This window comes from uncultured Algoriphagus sp. (assembly GCF_963974835.1).
GTDB lineage: Bacteria > Bacteroidota > Bacteroidia > Cytophagales > Cyclobacteriaceae > Algoriphagus.
The window spans coordinates 1-20,847 of record NZ_CAXBET010000007.1 but is presented as its reverse complement, the minus strand read 5'-3'; the positions used below and the strand labels follow the sequence as shown (position 1 = coordinate 20,847).

At 39.2% G+C, this 20,847-nt stretch carries 15 protein-coding genes; 9 read left to right on the top strand and 6 right to left on the bottom strand.

The genetic code is table 11. The annotated features are described in order from the left end of the window. Positions 1-17 precede the first annotated feature (17 nt). The 4 genes from AACZ73_RS14050 (at position 18) to AACZ73_RS14035 (ending at position 6,025) form a co-directional block, all read left to right on the top strand. The gene (locus tag AACZ73_RS14050) at positions 18-908 is read left to right on the top strand and encodes an alpha/beta hydrolase (protein WP_339878771.1); all 891 of its coding nucleotides are present in this window, start codon (positions 18-20) and stop codon (positions 906-908) included. Between the two features lie 19 nt (positions 909-927). Continuing rightward, positions 928-3,168 carry a molybdopterin cofactor-binding domain-containing protein gene (locus tag AACZ73_RS14045; protein WP_339878769.1) on the top strand — a complete coding sequence of 747 codons (2,241 nt, stop codon included), beginning with the start codon at positions 928-930 and terminating at the stop codon, positions 3,166-3,168. 115 nt (positions 3,169-3,283) lie between these two features. Next, positions 3,284-3,742, top strand: a complete 459-nt coding sequence (locus tag AACZ73_RS14040) for a (2Fe-2S)-binding protein (RefSeq protein ID WP_146915529.1) — start codon at positions 3,284-3,286, stop codon at positions 3,740-3,742. Between the two features lie 12 nt (positions 3,743-3,754). Continuing rightward, entirely contained in the window at positions 3,755-6,025 is a 2,271-nt protein-coding gene (locus tag AACZ73_RS14035; RefSeq protein ID WP_339878768.1) for a molybdopterin cofactor-binding domain-containing protein, read from the top strand. A gap of 1,130 nt (positions 6,026-7,155) precedes the next feature. Here the strand turns inward: AACZ73_RS14035 and AACZ73_RS14030 are convergent. Then, on the bottom strand, positions 7,156-7,626 hold the full coding sequence (locus AACZ73_RS14030) for a JAB domain-containing protein (RefSeq protein WP_339878766.1): 471 nt from the start codon (positions 7,624-7,626) through the stop codon (positions 7,156-7,158). Positions 7,627-8,155: 529 nt separating this feature from the next. Between AACZ73_RS14030 and AACZ73_RS14025 the strand changes: the two genes are divergently transcribed. Next, positions 8,156-10,000 carry a S41 family peptidase gene (locus tag AACZ73_RS14025; RefSeq protein ID WP_339878764.1) on the top strand — a complete coding sequence of 615 codons (1,845 nt, stop codon included), beginning with the start codon at positions 8,156-8,158 and terminating at the stop codon, positions 9,998-10,000. Positions 10,001-10,226: 226 nt separating this feature from the next. Here the strand turns inward: AACZ73_RS14025 and AACZ73_RS14020 are convergent, their stop codons facing one another. Next, positions 10,227-11,789 (bottom strand): NAD(P)/FAD-dependent oxidoreductase, encoded by a 1,563-nt coding sequence (locus AACZ73_RS14020; RefSeq protein ID WP_339878762.1) that lies wholly within the window; start codon positions 11,787-11,789, stop codon positions 10,227-10,229. Beyond that, positions 11,782-13,179 carry a hypothetical protein gene (locus AACZ73_RS14015; RefSeq protein ID WP_339878761.1) on the bottom strand — a complete coding sequence of 466 codons (1,398 nt, stop codon included), beginning with the start codon at positions 13,177-13,179 and terminating at the stop codon, positions 11,782-11,784. Before AACZ73_RS14015 ends, AACZ73_RS14020 begins: the two co-directional genes overlap by 8 nt. 393 nt (positions 13,180-13,572) lie before the next feature. On the opposite strand from AACZ73_RS14015, the gene AACZ73_RS14010 reads away from it, so the two are divergent. From AACZ73_RS14010 to AACZ73_RS13995, 4 genes are all read left to right on the top strand, one after another. After that, positions 13,573-14,934 (top strand): hypothetical protein, encoded by a 1,362-nt coding sequence (locus AACZ73_RS14010; RefSeq protein ID WP_339878760.1) that lies wholly within the window; start codon positions 13,573-13,575, stop codon positions 14,932-14,934. Beyond that, complete coding sequence (locus AACZ73_RS14005; RefSeq protein WP_339878759.1) at positions 14,927-15,937, top strand: glycosyltransferase family 2 protein; 1,011 nt, start codon at positions 14,927-14,929, stop codon at positions 15,935-15,937. The genes AACZ73_RS14010 and AACZ73_RS14005 overlap by 8 nt, the downstream gene beginning before the upstream one ends. Before the next feature lie 110 nt (positions 15,938-16,047). Beyond that, positions 16,048-16,353, top strand: coding sequence for a hypothetical protein (locus AACZ73_RS14000; protein ID WP_339878757.1), 306 nt, complete (start codon positions 16,048-16,050; stop codon positions 16,351-16,353). Between the two features lie 68 nt (positions 16,354-16,421). Further along, the gene (locus AACZ73_RS13995; protein ID WP_339878755.1) at positions 16,422-17,603 is read left to right on the top strand and encodes a 6-bladed beta-propeller; all 1,182 of its coding nucleotides are present in this window, start codon (positions 16,422-16,424) and stop codon (positions 17,601-17,603) included. Between the two features lie 630 nt (positions 17,604-18,233). Here the strand turns inward: AACZ73_RS13995 and AACZ73_RS13990 are convergent. From AACZ73_RS13990 to AACZ73_RS13980, 3 genes are all read right to left on the bottom strand, one after another. Then, a complete protein-coding gene (locus AACZ73_RS13990) occupies positions 18,234-18,413 on the bottom strand; it encodes a hypothetical protein (RefSeq protein ID WP_339878754.1) in 180 nt (59 codons plus the stop codon). A gap of 808 nt (positions 18,414-19,221) precedes the next feature. After that, complete coding sequence (locus tag AACZ73_RS13985) at positions 19,222-19,392, bottom strand: hypothetical protein (protein WP_339878752.1); 171 nt, start codon at positions 19,390-19,392, stop codon at positions 19,222-19,224. Positions 19,393-20,342: 950 nt separating this feature from the next. Further along, entirely contained in the window at positions 20,343-20,510 is a 168-nt protein-coding gene (locus tag AACZ73_RS13980; protein ID WP_339878750.1) for a hypothetical protein, read from the bottom strand. Positions 20,511-20,847: the final 337 nt, after the last annotated feature.

The window sequence follows — 20,847 nt, the reverse complement described above, 5'->3', positions numbered from 1 at the left end:
AGTATTTCAACCTACCTATGAAAAAACCCATCCTAGCCATTCTGTTCATTCTTCTTTCGGTCTCTGGATTTTGCCAAAACAACCGGGTAATGAATCTTTTCTCAGAGGGAACAATCCTCTATGGAAATATTCCCTACCAAAATGACACACTAAAGAAGCATCTCCTGGATATTTATTTACCAGCAAATGCTAAAGGCAAGATCCCTTTGGTAATATTTATTCATGGGGGCGGATGGCTGAGTAACGATAAGTACGCAGACATGGGTTATATGAATGAAACCGTTTCGGAAATTATTGAAAGTGGCTATGCTTTGGCTTCGATCGATTATCGTTTTAGCACCCAGGCAGTATTCCCGGCTCAAATGCTTGATTGCAATACGGCCATTTCATATTTGGTGGATAATTCTGAAAAATATGGTTTGGATACAAAAAGAATGGTTGTCATGGGCTTTTCCGCTGGAGGTCATCTGGCATCCATGGTTGGATTGGCCAAAAACAATGAGGTAGATGCATTCTTTATTCCAGAGAGCAATAAAAATTTCAGCTTCAAAGGAGTGGTTGATTTTTATGGCCCGGCAGATCTGACTCTTTTTCCCGGAGCTAATGATGCCCAATCTCCTGAAGGAATTCTGATTGGCGCAGCTCCACTGGATAGACCGGACTTGGCAAAGGCAGCAAGCCCAGTTAGCTATATAGATGAATACGATCCGCCTTTTCTGATCATTCATGGAGAGAAAGATGACTTGGTGTCTCCGAGACAATCCCAATTATTAAGTTCTTGGCTCACTGTAAAAGGTGTATCCAATGAACTGATTATTGTCAAAGACGCTCCTCACTTCGGACCTATGTTTGATGTTGAAGAAATCAGAACGAAAGTGATGGCTTTTTTACAGAAAAGTCTGGACTGAAAACCTTGAAACTATATTCATGAAAACTGCAAGTACTAAAATCAACCGCCGCTCATTTCTCAAAGTCTCCGCACTTACCGGAGGTGGGATGCTGCTTAGCCTCAACTGGCTGGCGGCTTGCCAACCTAAGGAAGCAAACGCTTTTGGTATGCCTAAAGAATGGTTTCAGTTCAATGGATTTATTAAAATCGGTAAAAACGGATTGGTAACTATCATGTCTCCAAATCCGGAAGGAGGACAAAATGTAAAGACTTCCATGCCCATGATCGTTGCCGAAGAACTCGATGTGGATTGGGAAAATGTCGTTGTAGAGCAAGCGGATTTAGACACCAAATATTTTACAAGACAATTTATCGGCGGTAGTCAGGCCATCCGCTCTGGCTACACAAATTTGAGAACGGCTGGTGCTACTGCCCGTGCGATGTTGATAGCTGCCGCAGCCCAAAACTGGAAGGTTCCCGCAAATGAAATAACTGTAAAAGCAGGCACCATTTCCCATAAAGGATCAGGTAAATCAGCACATTTCGGAGAGTTTGCTTCTTTGGCAGCCACGATGCCCGTTCCTGAAGAAGTTCCATTAAAAAGCGCCAGGGATTTTAAAATTATCGGTACCTCCAAGAAGAATGTAGAAGCAAAAAATATAGTGACAGGGAAACCGCTTTTTGGAATAGATACAAAGCGGGAAGGTATGCTGATCGCAATGATCCTGCATTCCCCTGCTTTTGGAAAAACGCTAAAATCGTTTAATGATTCCAAGGCCCGAAGCATGCCTGGGATTAAGGATGTTTTCCAGATAAAATCCATCCAGGATCATTACAAAAGAACCTTTTTTGATACGGTTCAATTTACCGATTTAATCGCGGTTGTAGGAGAAAGCACTTGGCAGGTCTTGCAGGCAAAGAAAGCTATAGAGGCAGAATGGGAAATCCAGGAAAGCTATGAAGAAAAGCGCGATATGTTTGGCAGAGACGGGATAAGAGTAGTCCCGAAAGGATTGGAAAGCTCCAGCTCACAGGAGCAAGCGATGAAATTAGCCGCTAAAAATCCGGAAACTCAGCGCAAAGATGGAAATCCTGAAGCAGCATTTGCCAAGGCAGCTAAAATTATAGAAAGAAGTTACACAGGGCCTTTTCTAGTACATAACTGTATGGAGCCGATGAACTTTTTCGCGGATGTACAAGGTGATAAAGTGGAATGCGCCGGACCCTTGCAGAAACCGGAGTTAACGGAACAGGCACTTTCTTCCAGATTGGGAATCCCTTTGGAAAATATCGATATCAAAATGACCCGATTGGGGGGTGGGTATGGGCGAAGATCTTATGCGCATTGGCTGATAGAAGCGGCTATAATTTCCCAAAAAATGAAGGCGCCAATCAAGCTGATTTACTCCCGGGAAGATGATATGACCGGAGGAGTTTACAGATCCCGCTATCAGGCAACATACCGTGCTTCTTTGGATGAAAACAATAAGCTGACAGCATTTCATGTTAATGCAGGAGGATTGCCTGAAAACCCACTTTATGCGGACAGATTCCCTGCGGGAGCAGTGGATAACTATCTGGCTGAAGGATGGGAAGTACCTTCCAATATCACTACAGGCTCTTTCAGAGCTCCAAGATCCAATTTTATGGCCTGCGTAGAGCAATCTTTTCTGGACGAAGTAGCGGAAGAAGCAGGGAAAGATCCTATTGATTTCCGCTTGGAATTATTGGCAAAAGCCAAAGCAAACCCTGTGGGAGAAAGAAATGATTACGATGCGGAACGCTATGCAAAAGTGCTGGAATTGCTTAGGGAAAAGGCTAACTGGGGAAGTTCAAAAGATGGAATTTCAAGAGGAGTATCGGCCTATTTCTGTCATAATAGCTACGCGGCTCAGGTTCTTGATCTGAAAATAGTCGAGGGTCAGGTGAAAATACATAAAGTTACCACTGTGGTAGATTGTGGAATAGTGGTCAATCCAGATGCTGCTAAAAATCTCTGTGAAGGTGCCGTGGTGGATGGCATTGGAACGGCAATGTTTGGCGAGTTGACTTTCAAGGATGGAGTGGCAACCAAATCCAACTTTCACCAATACCGTCAGATCAGGATGACAGAAGCCCCAGATTCCATAGAAACCCACTTTATGGAAAATGGAGAAGATCCTTCGGGGTTAGGTGAACCCGCCTACCCTCCTGTATTCGCTGCTTTGGCGAATGCGCTTTATAAAGCAACCGGAAAGCGATTTTATGATCAGCCTTATATCAATCAGTTGAACAGTTAGTTGAATTTAGAATCCTTTTAAATAGTAATAATTCGATTGCAGAAAATACGCTTCGTTTGAATTTCGTAAGCAACACTCCTTGTAAATAATTAATTTAGAGATAAATACAACACTTATGGCACAGTATAATTTAAGCATCAACGGAAAATTAATGAATGTAGATGTCGATCCCAACACCCCTCTGTTATGGGTATTGAGAGATCATCTGGATTTGGTCGGCACCAAATTCGGTTGCGGCATCGCCCAGTGTGGTGCATGTACCGTCCATATAGACGGTGAGGCGGTAAGATCCTGCTCCTACCCTGTTAGTGTGATTGAAGACAAAAAAGTGGTTACCATAGAAGGCTTGTCCGAAAAAGGCGATCATCCTGTACAAAAAGCCTGGCTGGAACATGATGTGCCACAATGTGGGTATTGTCAATCAGGACAAATAATGACTGCAGCCTCACTTTTAGCTGAAAATCCCAATCCCACTGATGAGGAAATCTCTTATGCGATGAACGGAAATATCTGCCGCTGCGGTACCTACACCCGAATCAAAGCAGCCATAAAAACTGCTTCCAAATCACTCTAATCCGCGCAAATCATGACATTAATTGATAAAAAATTAAACAGAAGATCCTTCCTGAAAGTCTCTACACTGGCAGGAGGAGGAATGATGCTGAGCTTTAGCTGGCTGGCTGGATGCAAACCGACCGCTGAAGAAGTACTGACCATGCCTGATGAGTGGTTTACAATCAACAGTTACATCAAAATCGGTGAAAATGGAGCCGTGACACTTTTCAATCCGAATCCTGAATTTGGCCAAAACGTCAAAACTTCCTTGCCAATGATCCTTGCTGATGAGTTGGATGTGGATTGGAAAAACGTCTTTGTAGAGCAGGCAGACTTCTATCCAGAACGATTTGAAAGACAGTTTACCGGGGGAAGCAATAGTGTCCGTTCAAGTTGGAAACCTCTTCGTACTGCTGGCGCTACTGCCAGACATATGCTTATAAATGCTGCTGCCCAAACCTGGAATGTACCTGCAGGGGAAATCACTACCAATGCAGGAACGGTAGAACATACAGGTTCTGGTAAAAAAGCCGGTTATGGTGAAATGGCTTCGCTGGCAGGGACACTCGAAGCTCCGGATCCCGAGGCAGTGAAACTGAAGGAAAATTCTGATTTCAAGATCATCGGTAATTCCAAAAAGAACGTGGATGGGGCTAAAATTGTGACAGGAAAACCTCTTTTTGCTTTAGACCATAAAGTGGAAGGCATGAAATATGCCGCTATAGTTCATCCACCAGCTTTTGGAATGAAGTTAAAATCATTTGACAAGAGCTCTGTGACTTCCTTACCTGGAATTCAGGATGCCTTTGAAATCAATATTTTTAAAGAGGACTATAATAGAAACTTCTTTGATACTACCACCTTCCCACAGATCATAGCCATTGTAGGGAATTCTACATGGGAGGTTATGCAGGCAAAGAAAAAACTGAATGTAGAATGGGAGAAAGCTCCTGACTCCACTTTCCCTATGGCGGGTAGAGGAGGTCAAAATATGGACATTAAAGTCCCTGGAGGCTTGGAAAACTCTGCTGCACATAAAGAAAAGATGGCTGAATACATCACCAAACCAGGTAATGTGCAAAGAAAAGACGGGGATCCTGAGGGAGCTTTTCAAAAAGCTGCCCGAGTCCTCGAGAGAACTTATACTGCTCCTTTCTTGGCCCATAATACTATGGAGCCGATGAATTGCTTTGCTGATGTAAAAGGTGACAAGGCAACTATCTATGGTCCAACACAAGCGCCGGAATCCATTATGAATGCCCTTTCCAGCAGCCTAGCCCTTCCTAAAGAAAATATTCAGATCAACCTTGCAAGAATGGGTGGCGGATTTGGTAGAAGAGCCTATAGCCATCATTTGGTAGAAGCTGCTTTGATTTCCCAGAAGATCCAGACTCCGGTGAAAATGGTGTATACCCGAGAAGATGATATGAGTGCAGGTGTATACAGGCCCACCTATTCGGCTACTTACAGAGCTGCTTTGGACGAAAATAACAACTTACTCGCGCTTCATGTAAAAGCAGGTGGAATTCCTGAATCCCCTCTTCATGCCAATAGATTCCCTGCTGGAGCGATTGACAATTACCTCGCTGAAGGCTGGCAGATCGAGTCCAACATTACAATTGGTGCTTTCCGTGCACCGAGATCAAACTTTATCGCAGGAGCGGAACAGAGCTTTCTGGATGAATTGGCCGAAGAAATGGGAAAAGATCCCATTGAATTCCGTCTCGAATTGCTGAAAAGAGCTGAGACAAATCCTGTAGGAAAAGATAATGACTACGATCCTAAGAGATATGCGGGAGTGTTGGAATTGGTACGAGAAAAGTCCAATTGGTCAACGGTTCCAAACGGCATTTCACGAGGTGTTTCTGCCTACTTCTGCCATAATTCCTATGTAGCCGAAGTCATAGATGTGAGCATCAAAGAAAATCAGCCAGTGGTGGAAAATGTATTTGCGGCAGTTGATTGCGGTATAGTCGTCAATCCTGATGCAGCAGCAAATATGGGAGAAGGAGCGATTGTCGATGGAATAGGCAATGCTTTCTATGGGGAAATGGCATTAGAAAATGGAGTTCCTACCAAGACAAATTTCGATAAATACCGCATGATCCGCCACAGCGAAGCTCCAAAGAAAATCGAAGTTCATTTCGTAGAAAGTACTGAAGATCCAACTGGATTGGGAGAACCGCTCTTCCCCCCTGTGTTTGCCGCATTGGGCAATTCACTTTACAAAGCAACTGGCAAGCGGCTATATGACCAGCCATTCCAGCCTCAGATCATGCAGATGGAAAATCTGAGAATGTAATATTCTGGATTAAATAAAGGAATATGGATCTCTTCAATTCAGAGTCCTATTCTTTTTGGTTGAAATAAAACAGCAATTTTATTCATTCAAAGTTTACTAGCATAAAACGGAGGTTAATAAAATTGACCTCGGTATTAATTGAGGTTACCGATATATACAAATAATATACTTGTAAAATTATAATAGCAACAACAGAATATACCTACAATTTCCACAACCCCACTCTATTTAAGAGTAGTCCAAGAAATACTGCCTTATTTCAGTTAAATATTCTGAAATTAATCCGGTTCAAGCCATTATTTTGGATGGGATGCAGAAGAGGCGGTTGATATAGTGCGAACACATGTAGCCAAACTGATAAATTCAAAGTAAATCCAAATCTATTTTTACATAATGAACTGAGGCCATCAATATAAAGACTGATTGGAAACTGTGAAGCAAGTAAAATATTAGAAGCACACCATAACCTGCAAGGATATACATGAGGTAATACCCAAAGTGGTGAAAAGTATTTTAAACATAGACGGGCTATTGTCTTTAAGAATTAATTTCTCTTCCAAATATGCCAATGCCTTTATAGATTGGGTATTAAAGTTTTAACAGGGACAGATAATTTTTTCTCTGCTGATCTGACTTCAGATTTCTTTTTAAAAGACATTGAAGATATCCCCAGTTTCATGGATTTTGACCATACTCCAAAGCTTTTGATTAGGATGGTAAAAATTGGTAATCAAAGGCTTAACTTTTCCTTTCCTCTTTTAACAGGATAAAGTATGAACACTTTATCCTGTTAGCTTTGGGTAATTGTTGATAAATAGCAATATGAATAAAACTTTACATGGCTTTTTAAAACCAATATAGCCTATCCGGATTTATTAGCTGGTTTTTTATTGTTTATAATCGATTGATTTGGTTTTATAACCGCTTGTAATCTCTTAATTCAAGCAATTATTTTTGGGATAACTATCCACAGTAGTGTCTAGATATCCAGCATCTTTCCAGCTCTTACTTAGCTAAATACTTGCAATACCAAAATCCACTGATAATTCCTTATAAAAAACATACACCCAATACAAATCCTTTATAAGGAAAAAGATAAAATACGTTCTGTATATTAAAAAATTGGAGCCCTAAAGCTCCCCTTCATCCGCAAATGAATAGTATCCATCAGCAGTCATAATCACATGATCCAGAACCGGGATATCCAGTATATTTCCAGCCTGTTTGATCCGCTGGGTCAATCGCTTATCCTGTTCTGAAGGCCTCATATTCCCTGAGGGATGATTATGAGCTATAATCACCGAGCTGGAATTAGATTTGATGGCAGCTGCATAAACCAGCTTAACATCCACGACGGTACCTGCTGTACCGCCTGAGCTGATGTTCACAATCCCCAATACCCGGTTTGCTCGGGATAACAACATCACTTTAAAATCCTCTACAAATTCTATCCTATCCTGATCCCAGGCATTGGTAAACACTTCATACACTTGCCTTGAGCTTTCAACTCTTGGACGTTGTGAAGCTTTTATTTTTGTACTGTAGCTCAGCTTAATCTCAGCTACTTCAAACAAATCAATTTTTCTTTCTTGAGTCTCCATAATGTTTTTCGTTTTTGTGGAACAATGAATTATGAAGCTTCATCAGGCCTGGGGCGACAAAGACCGGAAGGAAAAGGAATAAAAAGCGCAGCGAAGCAAGCGGCTTTATGCCGGAAGCTTACGGTCGCCCAGAGCCCAGAGGACTAACTTGGTGAGGAATTCAGGGATAAAAAGCCAAAACCTTCCAAACAGCCTTTCAATTGAAAATTCTACAGATCAAGAACCTGGTTGACCTAACCACTCTGGATTTCTGTAGGTATCATAAATAGATAATAAAGGGAGTAGGTTTTCTCATCCAAGCCTACCAATTCCTCAAAGGCTTTAGCGAAAACAAACCCTAAAACACACTCAATCCAATAAATAATCCTTTTCAAATATGGAATAAAATCCCGTCGGCAAGAATGATCAAAACAGACTAAATAACTAATCTCAAACTACTTACATCAACTAATGTAACTTTTTTCAATATATTGTATATCAATCCGCTGATTTAGACTAGAAGCTAATTATGATCTAATTTTTAGGCACCATGAATATTATACATAAATCGCTTTTTTTCTTCCTCATCATGTCATCCCACCTCCTCTACTCCCAGGCCCAGAGCAATCAAGAGATAGATAATCTGATTTCCTTTGCCAAAGCATATGGCTATGTAAAATATTTCCATCCTAGTACCGAAGCAGATCAGGTGGACTGGGGATGGTTTTCTGTCTATGCTAGCGAAGAAGTTCTGAAATGCCAGAATAATGAAGAGCTAATGCAGACCATGCAGCGGATCTTTGAACCCATTGCACCTACGGTAAGCTTCACTCTTGCTGAATCTTCTTCGCAATATCCTATCAATGCAACCCCTGAAAACAAAGAAGGATACCTGCCTGTGTATTGGCAGCATTTCGGGGTATCCAAAGACATGAACCAAGGCAATCCGCTGTACCGGAGTGTCAGGGTGAATTCGCCCCAGGCAGCTGACGGAAATGAAACATTAGCAAATGAGAACCAGGAATCTCCCGCCAATAATAACAACAAGATGGGCAATGGTGAATTGACTCCCACCCCAGCTCTTTTTCAAGGTTCACCCAATAAAAATGAAAACTGGACAGTTCAGATAGGAAAAGACCTATGGATAAGCATGCCACTGGTACTCTACAGTAAAGACGGGCAGACCTACCCACAAAGCAGTATAAGCATAGAAGGTCTTATGGATTTGGCAGAGCAATCAACCGCTACTGATGCTTCAGCTCTATCCTTCCGCTGTGGCAACCTGATCAATGCCTGGAATGTGTTCCAGCATTTCTATCCCTATTTCTCAGAAATGTCCATAGACTGGAATAAAGAGCTAAAGGCAAGCCTGACAAGAACCTTTGCCAGTAATGCAAAAAACCACATGAATGAACTGAAGCGCCTCACTTCAGCACTTAAAGACAACCATGTGAGTGTAAGGGGTCCACAAAACCCCTATTTTTCTCCTCCCATTAATGTGGCATGGATAGAAGGGCAACTGGTCATCACCGATGTATTTGATCAGAGTTTGGGTTTTAAGCCGGGGGAGATTATTGAAAAGATAGACGGTATATCTCCGCAGCAGCTGTATGAAGAAATGAAACCATTGATCTCCGCTGCCACACAAGGCTGGTTTGATTATACCGCTCCTATCCTGATGATAACCGGAAAACTCAATACAAACCTCTCTGTCACCGTAGCAGGAAAGACCGTCACATTAAAGAGAAAACTGAACTATTATGCCCAGAAAGATTCAATCAAGTCCTTGAGTCCTGGATATAAATTCCTTAAAAATGGAATAGCCTATCTCAATCTGGATGCAGTTCCGATGGATACGATCAACCAAATCATGTCCCAACTGGAAAAAAGCAAAGCCATCATAGCAGATGTCAGAGGCTATCCAAATAGCAACCACGGATTAATCAGCCATCTTATATCGGAACAGGATAAGCGCAAATGGATGCAGGTAGACCATCACATGTATCCTGACCAAAAACAAATATCCGGATATTCGGATTTTGGCTGGTCTGTTGAAGCAAAGAAACCCTATCTGGGCGGCAAAAAAATCATCTTTATTACCGACGGAAGAGCGGTAAGCTATGCAGAAAGCTATCTGGGCTTTATAGATGGATACAAACTGGCAACTATCGTTGGACAGCCCAGTTCCGGGACCAATGGAAATGTCAACAGCTTTACACTGCCGGGGGAATATATTATTACCTTTACCGGTATGCGGGTACTGAAACATGACGGATCCCAGCTTCATGGGATAGGCTTCTTACCAGATGTCTATGTAAAGCGTACCATTGAAGGCGTAAAAACCGGAAGGGACGAATTCCTGGAAAAAGCGATTGAACTGGCCAAGCAGCAATAGAGCCCAATCCAATTTACTGGAAAGAATAAACTCTAAATCCATTGATTAATACTAATCAGCGTAAATCGTGTAGCCTGCTACAAATCACTGTGCCAATCATCTAATAATCAATGTCCTTATGGGTAAGGTTCGAATCGGGGGAAAGCATATTTTTTAAGATTCAATCCTATTGAAACAGTTCTAACTAACTACAAAAGTAATACATAAAAAATGAGGGGGTCTTTTTCTATTTCTCTTCCAAATACTCATCCTCATCATTGATAGCCCAAATATGCTCTCTGTTTTTAGAATCATCTATAATACACTGCACAGAAGCCATGGCCGTCAGCATAGAATGATCTTGGTTATTATACCTGTGCATACCATTTCTCCCTATCAGAAACAAATTGTCATACTTGCTAACATAATCCTTAATTTGATCAAAATATTCATAGCTGCCCACATAGGCGGGATAGGCTTTGGGAACTTTGATCACGGTTCCATCAATAAAACTTTCTTCATCAATAATGCCCAGCTTAGAAAGCTCATTTTTACCAAATTCAATCAAAGCATCTTTATCCATAGTCCATAATTCATCTCCTTCATTACAAAAGTACTCAAGACCCAACCATACAGTTTCCTTATCATTAACCATATAAGGACTCCAGTTGTTAAAAATTTGAAGTCTCCCTATTTTTACGTCCTTTTCTTGAATATATATCCAGTTGTCAAGAATATTCCCGCCATCTGGATTACGGATTTTCAGCTTATGAACCAATATGCCCACAGTAATAAAATCCCTGTATTTTAGCTCACGGGCTAATGCACTTATTTTTGCAGGCACATCATCAGTCATACATTGAATCAGATCTTTCACAGACATTGAGGAGAAAAAATAGTCTCCCATTACTACCCTTTGTTGTTCCCCATCATCAACCAATGCTCCAAGAAACTGCTTATCATCCAGTTTAAAATCAACAACTTTGGTTTGGGTAATAATCTCACCGCCAGCTTCCTTTACTTTTAAAGCAACTTCATCCCATAACTGTCCGGGACCAAGCTTGGGATAGAGGAATTTCTCGATTAGGCTGGTTTCGGTGTTTTTCTGGCCGATGGAATTATCTTTTTTTCTTTTCATAGCATGTGCCAAAATACTTCTGATTGAAATACCTTTGATCCGCTGCGAACCCCATTCTGCACTTAGTTTATTGCATGGTATACCCCACACTTTTTCAGTATAATCCTTGAAAAATGTCTTGTAGAGTTTACTACCAAAGCCGTTAACAATATAATCTTCTAAAGTCTCTATATTTTTTCTGGGAAATACCCTGATGTAGAGGTAGCTGGACATAATCTGCAATACGTTTATTATCCCTAATTTCTTTAAAGTATCTAATGAAAGAGATATAGGATATTTAAAAAATTTACGGCCATAATATACTCTTGAAAGACGGTTCCTCACCAGCATCACTTTATCCTCTTTCGCCGCATCTATTCCGTTCGCTGAATTTACAACAGTTCGATGGCTTCTCTGGTAGGATATTGTTAAAGGCTGCCCTCGATCCGTTGCATAATTTTCTATGGGTAAAATCTTCGCCCACCATTCCATGACCCTGTCGGATTTGGAGAAAAATCGATGGCCGCCAATATCTATTCTGTTGCCTTTATAATTGACTGTTCGGGATATCCCTCCCATGTATTCACTTTTTTCAAAAATTATGGGTTTGATGTCAGTTTTCTCCAAAAGCTCCAATGCTGCAGTCAGTCCGGCAGGCCCTGCTCCAATAATTATCGCGGTTTTTTTATGCATCAATCGTTAATTTGGGACCCTTTTTTATTTTATAAATAATATACAGTCTGTTCTCAAAAACATGTTCAAAGCCTTCATGCCTGGTAATCTCGGAAATATTTGAAATTTGAAAATTATGGTTCCAATTCTTAAAAAGCACCAACCAATCTCCCTTTTCCATAATAATATCAGCACTTTCATATTCAAATATTGATTTCCTTAGCGTATAAAAATTAATAACCCTAGGAAAAGGAAAAACAACAACTTCATCCTGAGGAACTTTATTCTTTATAAAATCATACATAGCTTTACTATCAGCACTCGCTGGACCATATGTTATATAAATATCATTATTGTGCTCAGCAGTCTTTTCCACAAGTGAAAAAAGATTAAGTCCCGCTAAAAGTAAAAGTAAATAAACAGAATAATTCTTTCCTACCAACCATACACTAACTAACCCACAACCTCTAGCAAAAAAATAGCAAAATAAAGGAATCAGAGAGTACATATATCTATTATAAAAATATGGCCAAATAAATAAAACAAATAGGACAATAAACCAATAAGCTATAAATAAAAAGTCCTCTCTCCACCTAGACACTAAACCAATTAAAAAAAAACCTATTACTAAAATGCTATTAATTAAATTTATATTCTCATTAAGAAATATTCCTAAAAGTTTAAATATCAAATCAGTATGATGGAGAGATGTCTCAATATTAAAATTCTCCAAAAATTCCAAATGAGATGTAAATCCTGTAGGAAATATTGCTTTAGATAAAAAATACAAAAATAGAAAAACCAAGTGAGGACTTGCAAACAGCATGAATGATTTAAAATCTATTTTAGAAAATTGTTTTATAATAAAAAGTTGATATAATAAAAATGCACCTACTAATGCTATGCCCTCAGACCTTATAAAGAAGGTGAAAAGCATTAGAGATCCTATTAGTATATTTAAAGGAGTCGGAAAATTTGTTTTTGATGCTTGTTGAATCACATAAAGTGTAAGAGCAGAAAAAAACAAGAAAGGTATTTCGGCTAAGACATCATTTGTATGTAAAATAAATACCTGATTTAAACCAATCAAAGATATTAGCGCTATACGTTCGGGATTTTTCAACTTATTTGAAAGAAGCCTATCAAAAACAAAAAGGAAAGCAATCAGGATTATTGCCTCCAGAATCTTGAAAAATTTAAAATCAATTCCAAATATATAAAAAAAGGGTGAAAGCAAAAGAGGAAATCCCCAAGGATAGGATTCTGGAGAAAAAGTTGAAACTGTAGAGTTTCTTACAGCATAAATGTTATTATAAACTGTTATTTCAACTGTACCATATATGATACTCCGTGCTTGATTTAAATAAAGTGAAAAATCATCCCCCCATGACTGTCCTTCATAATGATTCATAAGACAAAACAAGAAAGTCAGCGCAAGGATGACTATAAAAAATACGCTATATATAGATCCCTTGTTAGTCTTCAATGACATCAGCGATTCCAATTTTTTACTAATTTAAACATCCAATCTTCCACTGCAATTTCTTGTTGGGTTTTGGTCATTTTACATTACTTTTTTTGTGATTCTGTCATATAATAAATAACAATCGCGTATAATAAAAAATTTTTAGTACGCAAGTAAACTTTACTAAAACTTACTTTTTTCTAACCTTTCAGAAATTGTTATCCAAGAATATAAAAATCATAAGGACTTTAAATATCTCTGTCTTTCTTTGTCCATTTTTGTCCGATTTTATACCGTTTACTAAAACATTTAATTTTTAATTTTAACCAAACTATTTTTATGGATAATATTAAACAGTACCGATTAAACATTCTTTCCAATTTTCGATCAGATAGCTGGATAACTTCCAGCAGGCTTATATGTGGGTTGTCCGCAAGCCTCATTATTGCGTTTCTTACCACTCTTTCTAATGGTTTCCAGCTAGACTGGGACGATACTTGGCAGGTTCTGGAAAACCCACTTGTCAGCTCTCCATCTTCACAGGACATTATTTACCATTTCACCCACTTTTGGCAGATGCAGTATTCTCCTGTCAACTCAGTATTCTATTTGATGATTACTCAGCTCTTCGGTATGCAAGCCGGTGCATTTCATACCGCATGCCTGCTGGTTCATTGGTGCAGCACTGTTTTAGTTTTTTTTATAGTTAAAAAGCTTGTTGCTGCTTTACTTCCCCATGCAGGAAACACGAAAATCATTACTTACGCATTCTTTACCGCATTGATCTTTGCCATTCATCCCTTGCAAGTGGAATCTGTGGCTTGGATAAGTGCCTCGAAAATTATACTCTATGGCTTTTTTGCCTTAGTTGCTTTATATAGTTATATAAGATACATTCAAACTTCCAATTGGCTTTTTCTAATAGCAACAGCACTAGCTTTCCTTTTGGGATTTGGAGCAAAAGAACAGGCAATTATTCTTCCGCTCAATCTGATACTTTTTGACTATGCATTTAGCCGGTATTCGGAATTAGGTTGGAAGAAACTGGTTACTTCACGGGTCTTTCTTGAAAAAGTCCCTTTCTTTTTAATGGCTCTAGGATTCTGGTATTTTTCCTTTACAAACAATCTAGGCACTGTAAATACTGGAGGATATCCATTTTATCAAAGGCTGGTATTTGGCCTGTACAGTATCAGCGAATACATTTTCCGATTTCTGGCTCCCGTTAAGCTGTATTTCTTTCACCCCTTCCCTATTTCGCCAGGAGAAGCTCTTCCTATATACTATTATGGATACATAGTTTTGGCAGGGATTATAGGCTATTTCGTCTGGGTCAATTTCCGCAAAGGAAATAGATTTGTAGTAGCTGGATTTTTGTTTTTTATCATCAATCTACTATTAGTACTCCATATCATACCTTTACCCCGTACTGTAATCACCGCAGATCGCTATATGTATATTAGCATCATAGGAATAGCATTGATGCTGGTTTGGCAAGTCGATCAGTGGCTTTCCTCTAAAAACAGACCTATATTAATAGTGGCAGGTTCTGTATGGTTTCTTTTTTTGGGCATACATACTTTTTTAAGAACTGCTGACTGGAAAAACAGTGAGACTGCAAAAGCAAGTGTGTATGAAATCATAGAGCAAAAGAAAAGCAAACAGGAGGGAAAATTATATAACTTCATCGAAAATGAATGATTTTTTACTTTCCATAGTGGTTCCCTGCTACAATGAGGCTGAGAATATAGCACCACTACTTGCGCGTATAGAAATAACACTTAAAGAGTATAGCTATGAAGTGATATTAGTCAACGATGGCAGTGAGGACGAAACGCAAGTGGAAATCGAATTGGCTAACTCCATGAACCAATCGGTCAGCTATATAAGGTTCCCCAGAAATTTTGGCCATCAGGCAGCTCTTAAGGCAGGGATAGACCATGCAAATGGCGATTGCATTGTCACCATTGATGCCGATCTTCAAAAACCGCCGGAAGCAATCCCGGAAATGATCGCCCTTTGGCAAAAGGGAAATGACATCGTCACAGCAGTATGCAGGAATGAGGGACAGCCTTCCCTTTTTAAAAAATTGACATCCACCTGCTATTATAAGGTTTTATCCTGGCTGGCGGATCATAAGGTCTTGCCAAACGGTGCGGACTTTCGGCTTTTTGACAGAAAAGTGGCAGATATTATCCGCAGTGTCCAAACCCAAAACCTGTACCTGAGAGGAATATTCTCCTGGATAGGATACAAGCAGGCTGTCACTTACTACCTAGAGGAAAAAAGAAAGTTTGGTGAAACAAAGTATGGGTTCTGGAAAATGCTCAATCTTGCCAGCAATGGCATCACCTCCTTTAGCGTCAAACCCCTTCGCTTTGCACTCGCCGTGGGAGTGTTCTTTGCAGGTTTGGCATTCGGATATGGAATCTATGCAATCATAATAGTATTTCTTGGTATGACAGTGCCAGGATGGGCATCCGTGGTGGCCAGTATTGTGTTCCTTTCAAGTGTTCAAATGATGGTCTTGGGTGTGATCGGAGAATATATCGGTAAAATATATATAGAAATAAAACAAAGGCCTACATATCTCATTTCAAAAACCAACATCACTCCTGCTGATGACCTTCGGGGAGAAAACTATTCACTAAACCTAAAAGGCCAACCATCAGATAGGCAAGAAAGGAGGGCAGCCATGACTTGACCTCATTGTTATTTTTCTTCTGCTGTCGGGGCAACAGAGGAAAGGATAGGTGAAAACTAAAAAATTAACAACAACTAAAAATAAATTCTTATATTAAAAATCTTATCAAAATGAACACTAAATTCAATAAAATCGTAAAAACAGCCGCTATGGGAATATTCTTTATGGCACTACTAATGAATGTGAAGGTAAGCTTGACAGATCCATTTGTATCGATCAGTAATGATGCGCTTGCTCAGTCAAGCAGTAGCAGTAGCAGTAATCCGCCATCCTGTGAAGCTCAATACACAGAAGACTTTAAGCTCACAGATCTGTCAAAATGGTGTGGCTCATATTTTACATTCTGGCAAGATTGTGAATATGTACAAGGTGCTATGTGTCCTTGTACCTATGTGGAAGAAGAAGACTGTGTGTAAAATATAAAATCATCAAATGGAATCTGATTAAATCAATTTTAGTTAGATTCCATTGTATTACCTTAAATATGAAATCTATCAAAACTTTATTATTCAATTTTGCTGTATTAATGCTTTTTACATGTGTTTCATGTTCCAAAGAGAAAACGATGACCAAAGGCAATATTTTGACAATTGAGACTAACGAAAGTATTGACCTTAAACTATCAGAACTTTTTGATACACTTTTAATTGTACCATTGGAGGCTACAGAAAAATCGTTCATCGGACGTATTTCAAAAGTAATCACTACAAAACAGTATATTTTTGTGCTTGATAATTCCATTGCAGAGTCCTTATTCATTTTTGATTATGATGGACGGATTATAAATTCATTTCAAGGTACTGGAAGTGGACCTGGGGAGTATATTCGTGTTTCAAACTTTATTCTTTCACATGATGAGAAATCTGTTTTTATTAAGGATCATTCCTTAGGAAAAATTTTGGAACTTGATTTAAATGGAGAAGTGATTAGAGATCTATCTTTCTCGGAAGGGATAGGTTATCATGATTTATACCCATTTGAGGATGGATTCTATGCAGTTCTACCTGCTGATAATAATATAGGGGTTAAAATTGATATTTTAGATGCCGATTTAAAATCTACAGGTGTAACGATTCCAATTAAAGAAAGTGATATTAAAATTGAAGATGAGTTTAAAAACCAATATTTTTACAGGGGATCAAATGGAGAAATTCTCTTTAAGAGAAAGGTTGATAACACATTGAGTTATATTAATGAAAATGATTCGAGCACTTTTGTGGAATTTTCCTTTGATAAAAATGAGTTCAATACACTCGATATACCTTGGAATAAGGGCGCCGAAGCTATTCATCAAGACAATGTAATTAATGAAATATGGCTCAATAATTTTTATGCGTTTTCTGATCAAATTATAGACTTAAAGGATTATACACTATTTAATGTATGGCATGGGAAAAGTTGGAAGATACTAGCAATGAATAAATTGACTTTAGAGGCTAGGTTTATAGATAAGATGGAAAATGACATGGATGGGTTAATCGCAAATATTCCTGGGATTTTTCCCGCTAACGCCAATGCAAATCAAATGGTACTTGATATTGCGCCAGACGATTTATTTTCTTTAAATGCAGTTTTGGAAAACCCAACAAAATATTCTGATAGGATCAGGGAAGTAGAAAAGCAAATTGTTGAAAACCCAGTTTTGTTTATATATAGAAATAACTAACTGGTCGCATGTTCTTTAGCCAGCAGCATTTGTTATTTTTAAGAAGCTTCCCTTGACTTATTTGGCTATTTTCTATTGAAAAATAGTAAACAAAAAAAATGAATTTGGTTAAATATGAATGCAGAAATGATGCTAGTCACGAAGAGGAACACTTTTACAGAGGTAGTACAAATCATAATTGTTTAACAAAAAAATAATTACTTACAGAACTTGCATCATTCGTAGGAATTGGTTATTTTTTTATAAATCAATCTTCTTTTGCTTGCAGGATCCTCCGAGTGTTAGGAGGCTCTGTTTTTTAGGGGATTCATAAAAAATAGTGGCTTTTTGGAGATGGATGCGAGAGTGAATGCGGTGAAAAAAATCTAGTAAGGGAGTGGAATCTTTCGAATTCCCGAGGGCATTTGCTTCAATTCGGATGCTATTTAAGACGGCATCTTTCTTTTGGGATTTTATTCGGAAGAACCATTCAATAGTTAACTTTATTGTTGGTGTAAGACGAAGCAAATAGGCCAAATGCTTCACAGCCTGGATTTTTTTAATCCCCTCCCCTCCAACCTAAATTAGCTCATCAAAGATAAAACTTTGTAATAACTTATGAATGGCCAATACGTCTGTCCCTTCAAACATCTAATAGAATTTCAAATTCAGTTCGATGTATTTGGGCGTATTTTTATCCACTCTTTTGTGTGGCTTCGGCTCAATGAGATACTGTCCCTTATTATCAACCGAATTGATGACGCGCTCCAACATCTTATCGATTTCAGCATCGCACTGTTCATTTTTCAGCAGGTTATCGTAGGTTTTCATTTCTGTCGAGGTGCAAAAAGCTCACATTATGGATAGTTGGCGCGTGGCATTTCTAACACATCAAAGAGCAGAAATCTCTATTTAGTGTCTGGGTAGAATATAAAAAAGCGAGATTTAGATGGATTGAGTGAGATTTTAGGAAGACAAGTGCAAGGCACTATGCAGAAGACTTCTAAAAGGCATACACCAACGCAGCAAATATACCAGCCAAAGCCAGCTTCCATTCACAGGATTTGAAACTCCCTTCCACAATAGTTTGAATCCATCTAACCGATGGGTTGTACTCAGTTCCGTGATTCCCTCGGACGAGCTGTTGAGTCTGTTCAACAAACAAAACTCTCCCAAATCCACGAGAAAGCCTTAGTTGAATCCCAGAGTATTGATCGAAGTGGTGATCATCAAGCACATGCTCAATGCGGATGATCTGGAGGCCGTTGCCCAGACCACCGAAAACATGTAACTCCAGTATTTTGGGGTTACAGCTCTTACATTACGGCCTCCCTTTGATGCTTCCCTGTTTGTGGAAATCAGAAAACGGCTTGGCAATGAATTGCTTGCCGAGATGAACGAAAAGATTCATGAATTATCCCAGGTCAAAGCGTTAAAAAAAAGATAAAACCACTGCCCAGACGAATGGATCAGCTGTAGCTCCTGTTAAAAAAGGAGAGGTGATCTATGATGCCACAGCCTGTCCCCAGGACATCGCCTATCCCACCGATATTGGATTATTGAATAAATCCAAGGAGATCACAGAAGCGATCATTGATCAGCTGCATGCGGCCAACCCTCAGTAAAAATAGCCCCGGACTTACCGGGAAGTAGCCAGAAAGCGTTTTCTCAAGGTTGCCCAAAACAAAAAACCATCTGGGAAAGTCATCCGAAAAGCATCAAATTCCAGCTCCAGTACCTGGGGAGGAACTTCAGGATTATTGAAAAACAGCTCGATGGCTTTACCGTGCTTCCACTCTCCGCCTGACACATCGGAAGTATTGGATCATCCAGACCGTATATGCACAGCAATTGAAGATGTTTCGGGAAGAAAGCCATCAGGTGGATCATCGAATAGTCAGTAATTGGTCAGCCACATATTCCCCCTATCGTGCGGCGTAAAGCAAAAGCAAAAACAGAGTTCGGAGCCAAGATCCATCTGAATCTGGGAGATAATTTTTTCTGGATTCCATCTACTGGGATACCTTCAATGAGGGAAGCCATCTGGCTGACTATGTGGAGAACTACAGGGAGCGCTTTGTCCTTTATCCTGCCAAAGTGTTGGCAGATAAGATCTACTGCACCAGGGAAAACAGGAAATGGCTGGCCTCCAAAAATATAAAGCTGGCGGCCAAACCCTTATGCCGTCCATCCGCAAAGGCAGTGGCAAATCAAGTAACATCCTGAGGGAGGAATCCGATTTAGAGAAAGTTTGTACAGGCCAAAAATGCATACGGGATGAAAAGGATCAGGGTAAGACATAAACAAACCAGCCAATCGTGGATCGCCTCCATCATCCTTATGCTGAACCTTGTGAAACTGGCAGGGAGGGCACTTGTATGCCTGGGTTTTATAAGTTAAAATCCCTGAGTTTTTCAGCAGACTCTATTGAAACAGTAAAAATTGAGTAATGAAATCCTTTAGCGTGGAATATTTAGTGGAAAGAATATGAAAAGGACGTGCTTCCTTCAACAATGTCAGAGTTCAGCTTTTTAGTGATGTTTCAACTCTGAAAAGAACAGAAGCGTTACGCCTTTTGTATCACGAAGAATCATCATGAAGCTTTTAGGAATCAAAAAAAATAATCAAGTATAACCCTTGCATTAGTGACTCGAAAGATAGAGAGATATGGAATATCGGCACTTGTAGCATTAAAGCTAAGTCTTACCGCGTCTATTATAGGTTAGCTAAAAGATAAAAAACTAAACAATTTTAGAGTTGCTATCTCTTTGGATTTCCAAATTTTTCATACAGTACTGATTGTTCTTTTGGCGTTACTAAGCCATTTGAAATAACAATTCTTTCCTTCTTAATCCAACGTAAAAGAGTTTTGGTAGAAACGCCATATTCATCAGCTATTTGCTGTCGCGATTTAGCTTGATTATCCATAAAAATTTTGGGTTTTTAGTTTAAATGAATGACTAAGATAAAAGTTATTGAAAACTAAACAAATAATACATACTAAATAATTTCTTTTTTTTCATTCGCCCTATTTTTTAGGCTCTAGCTGGGATATAGCTAGGTAGTCGAATTTGAGTTTACCGGCAATGAAGTATATCATATCGATATGTCGGAAACCACGAGTTCCTTTTTGGCCAGTTGTATTTTAGCATTGATACCTTCTAAGATTCCGTTGTTAAGGTCTGTGTCCGAATAGTTGACGATTCGGAACCTGGACCTGCTACATTTGATTGGACAGTAAGTTAAGCCCCCTTAACTTAGAACC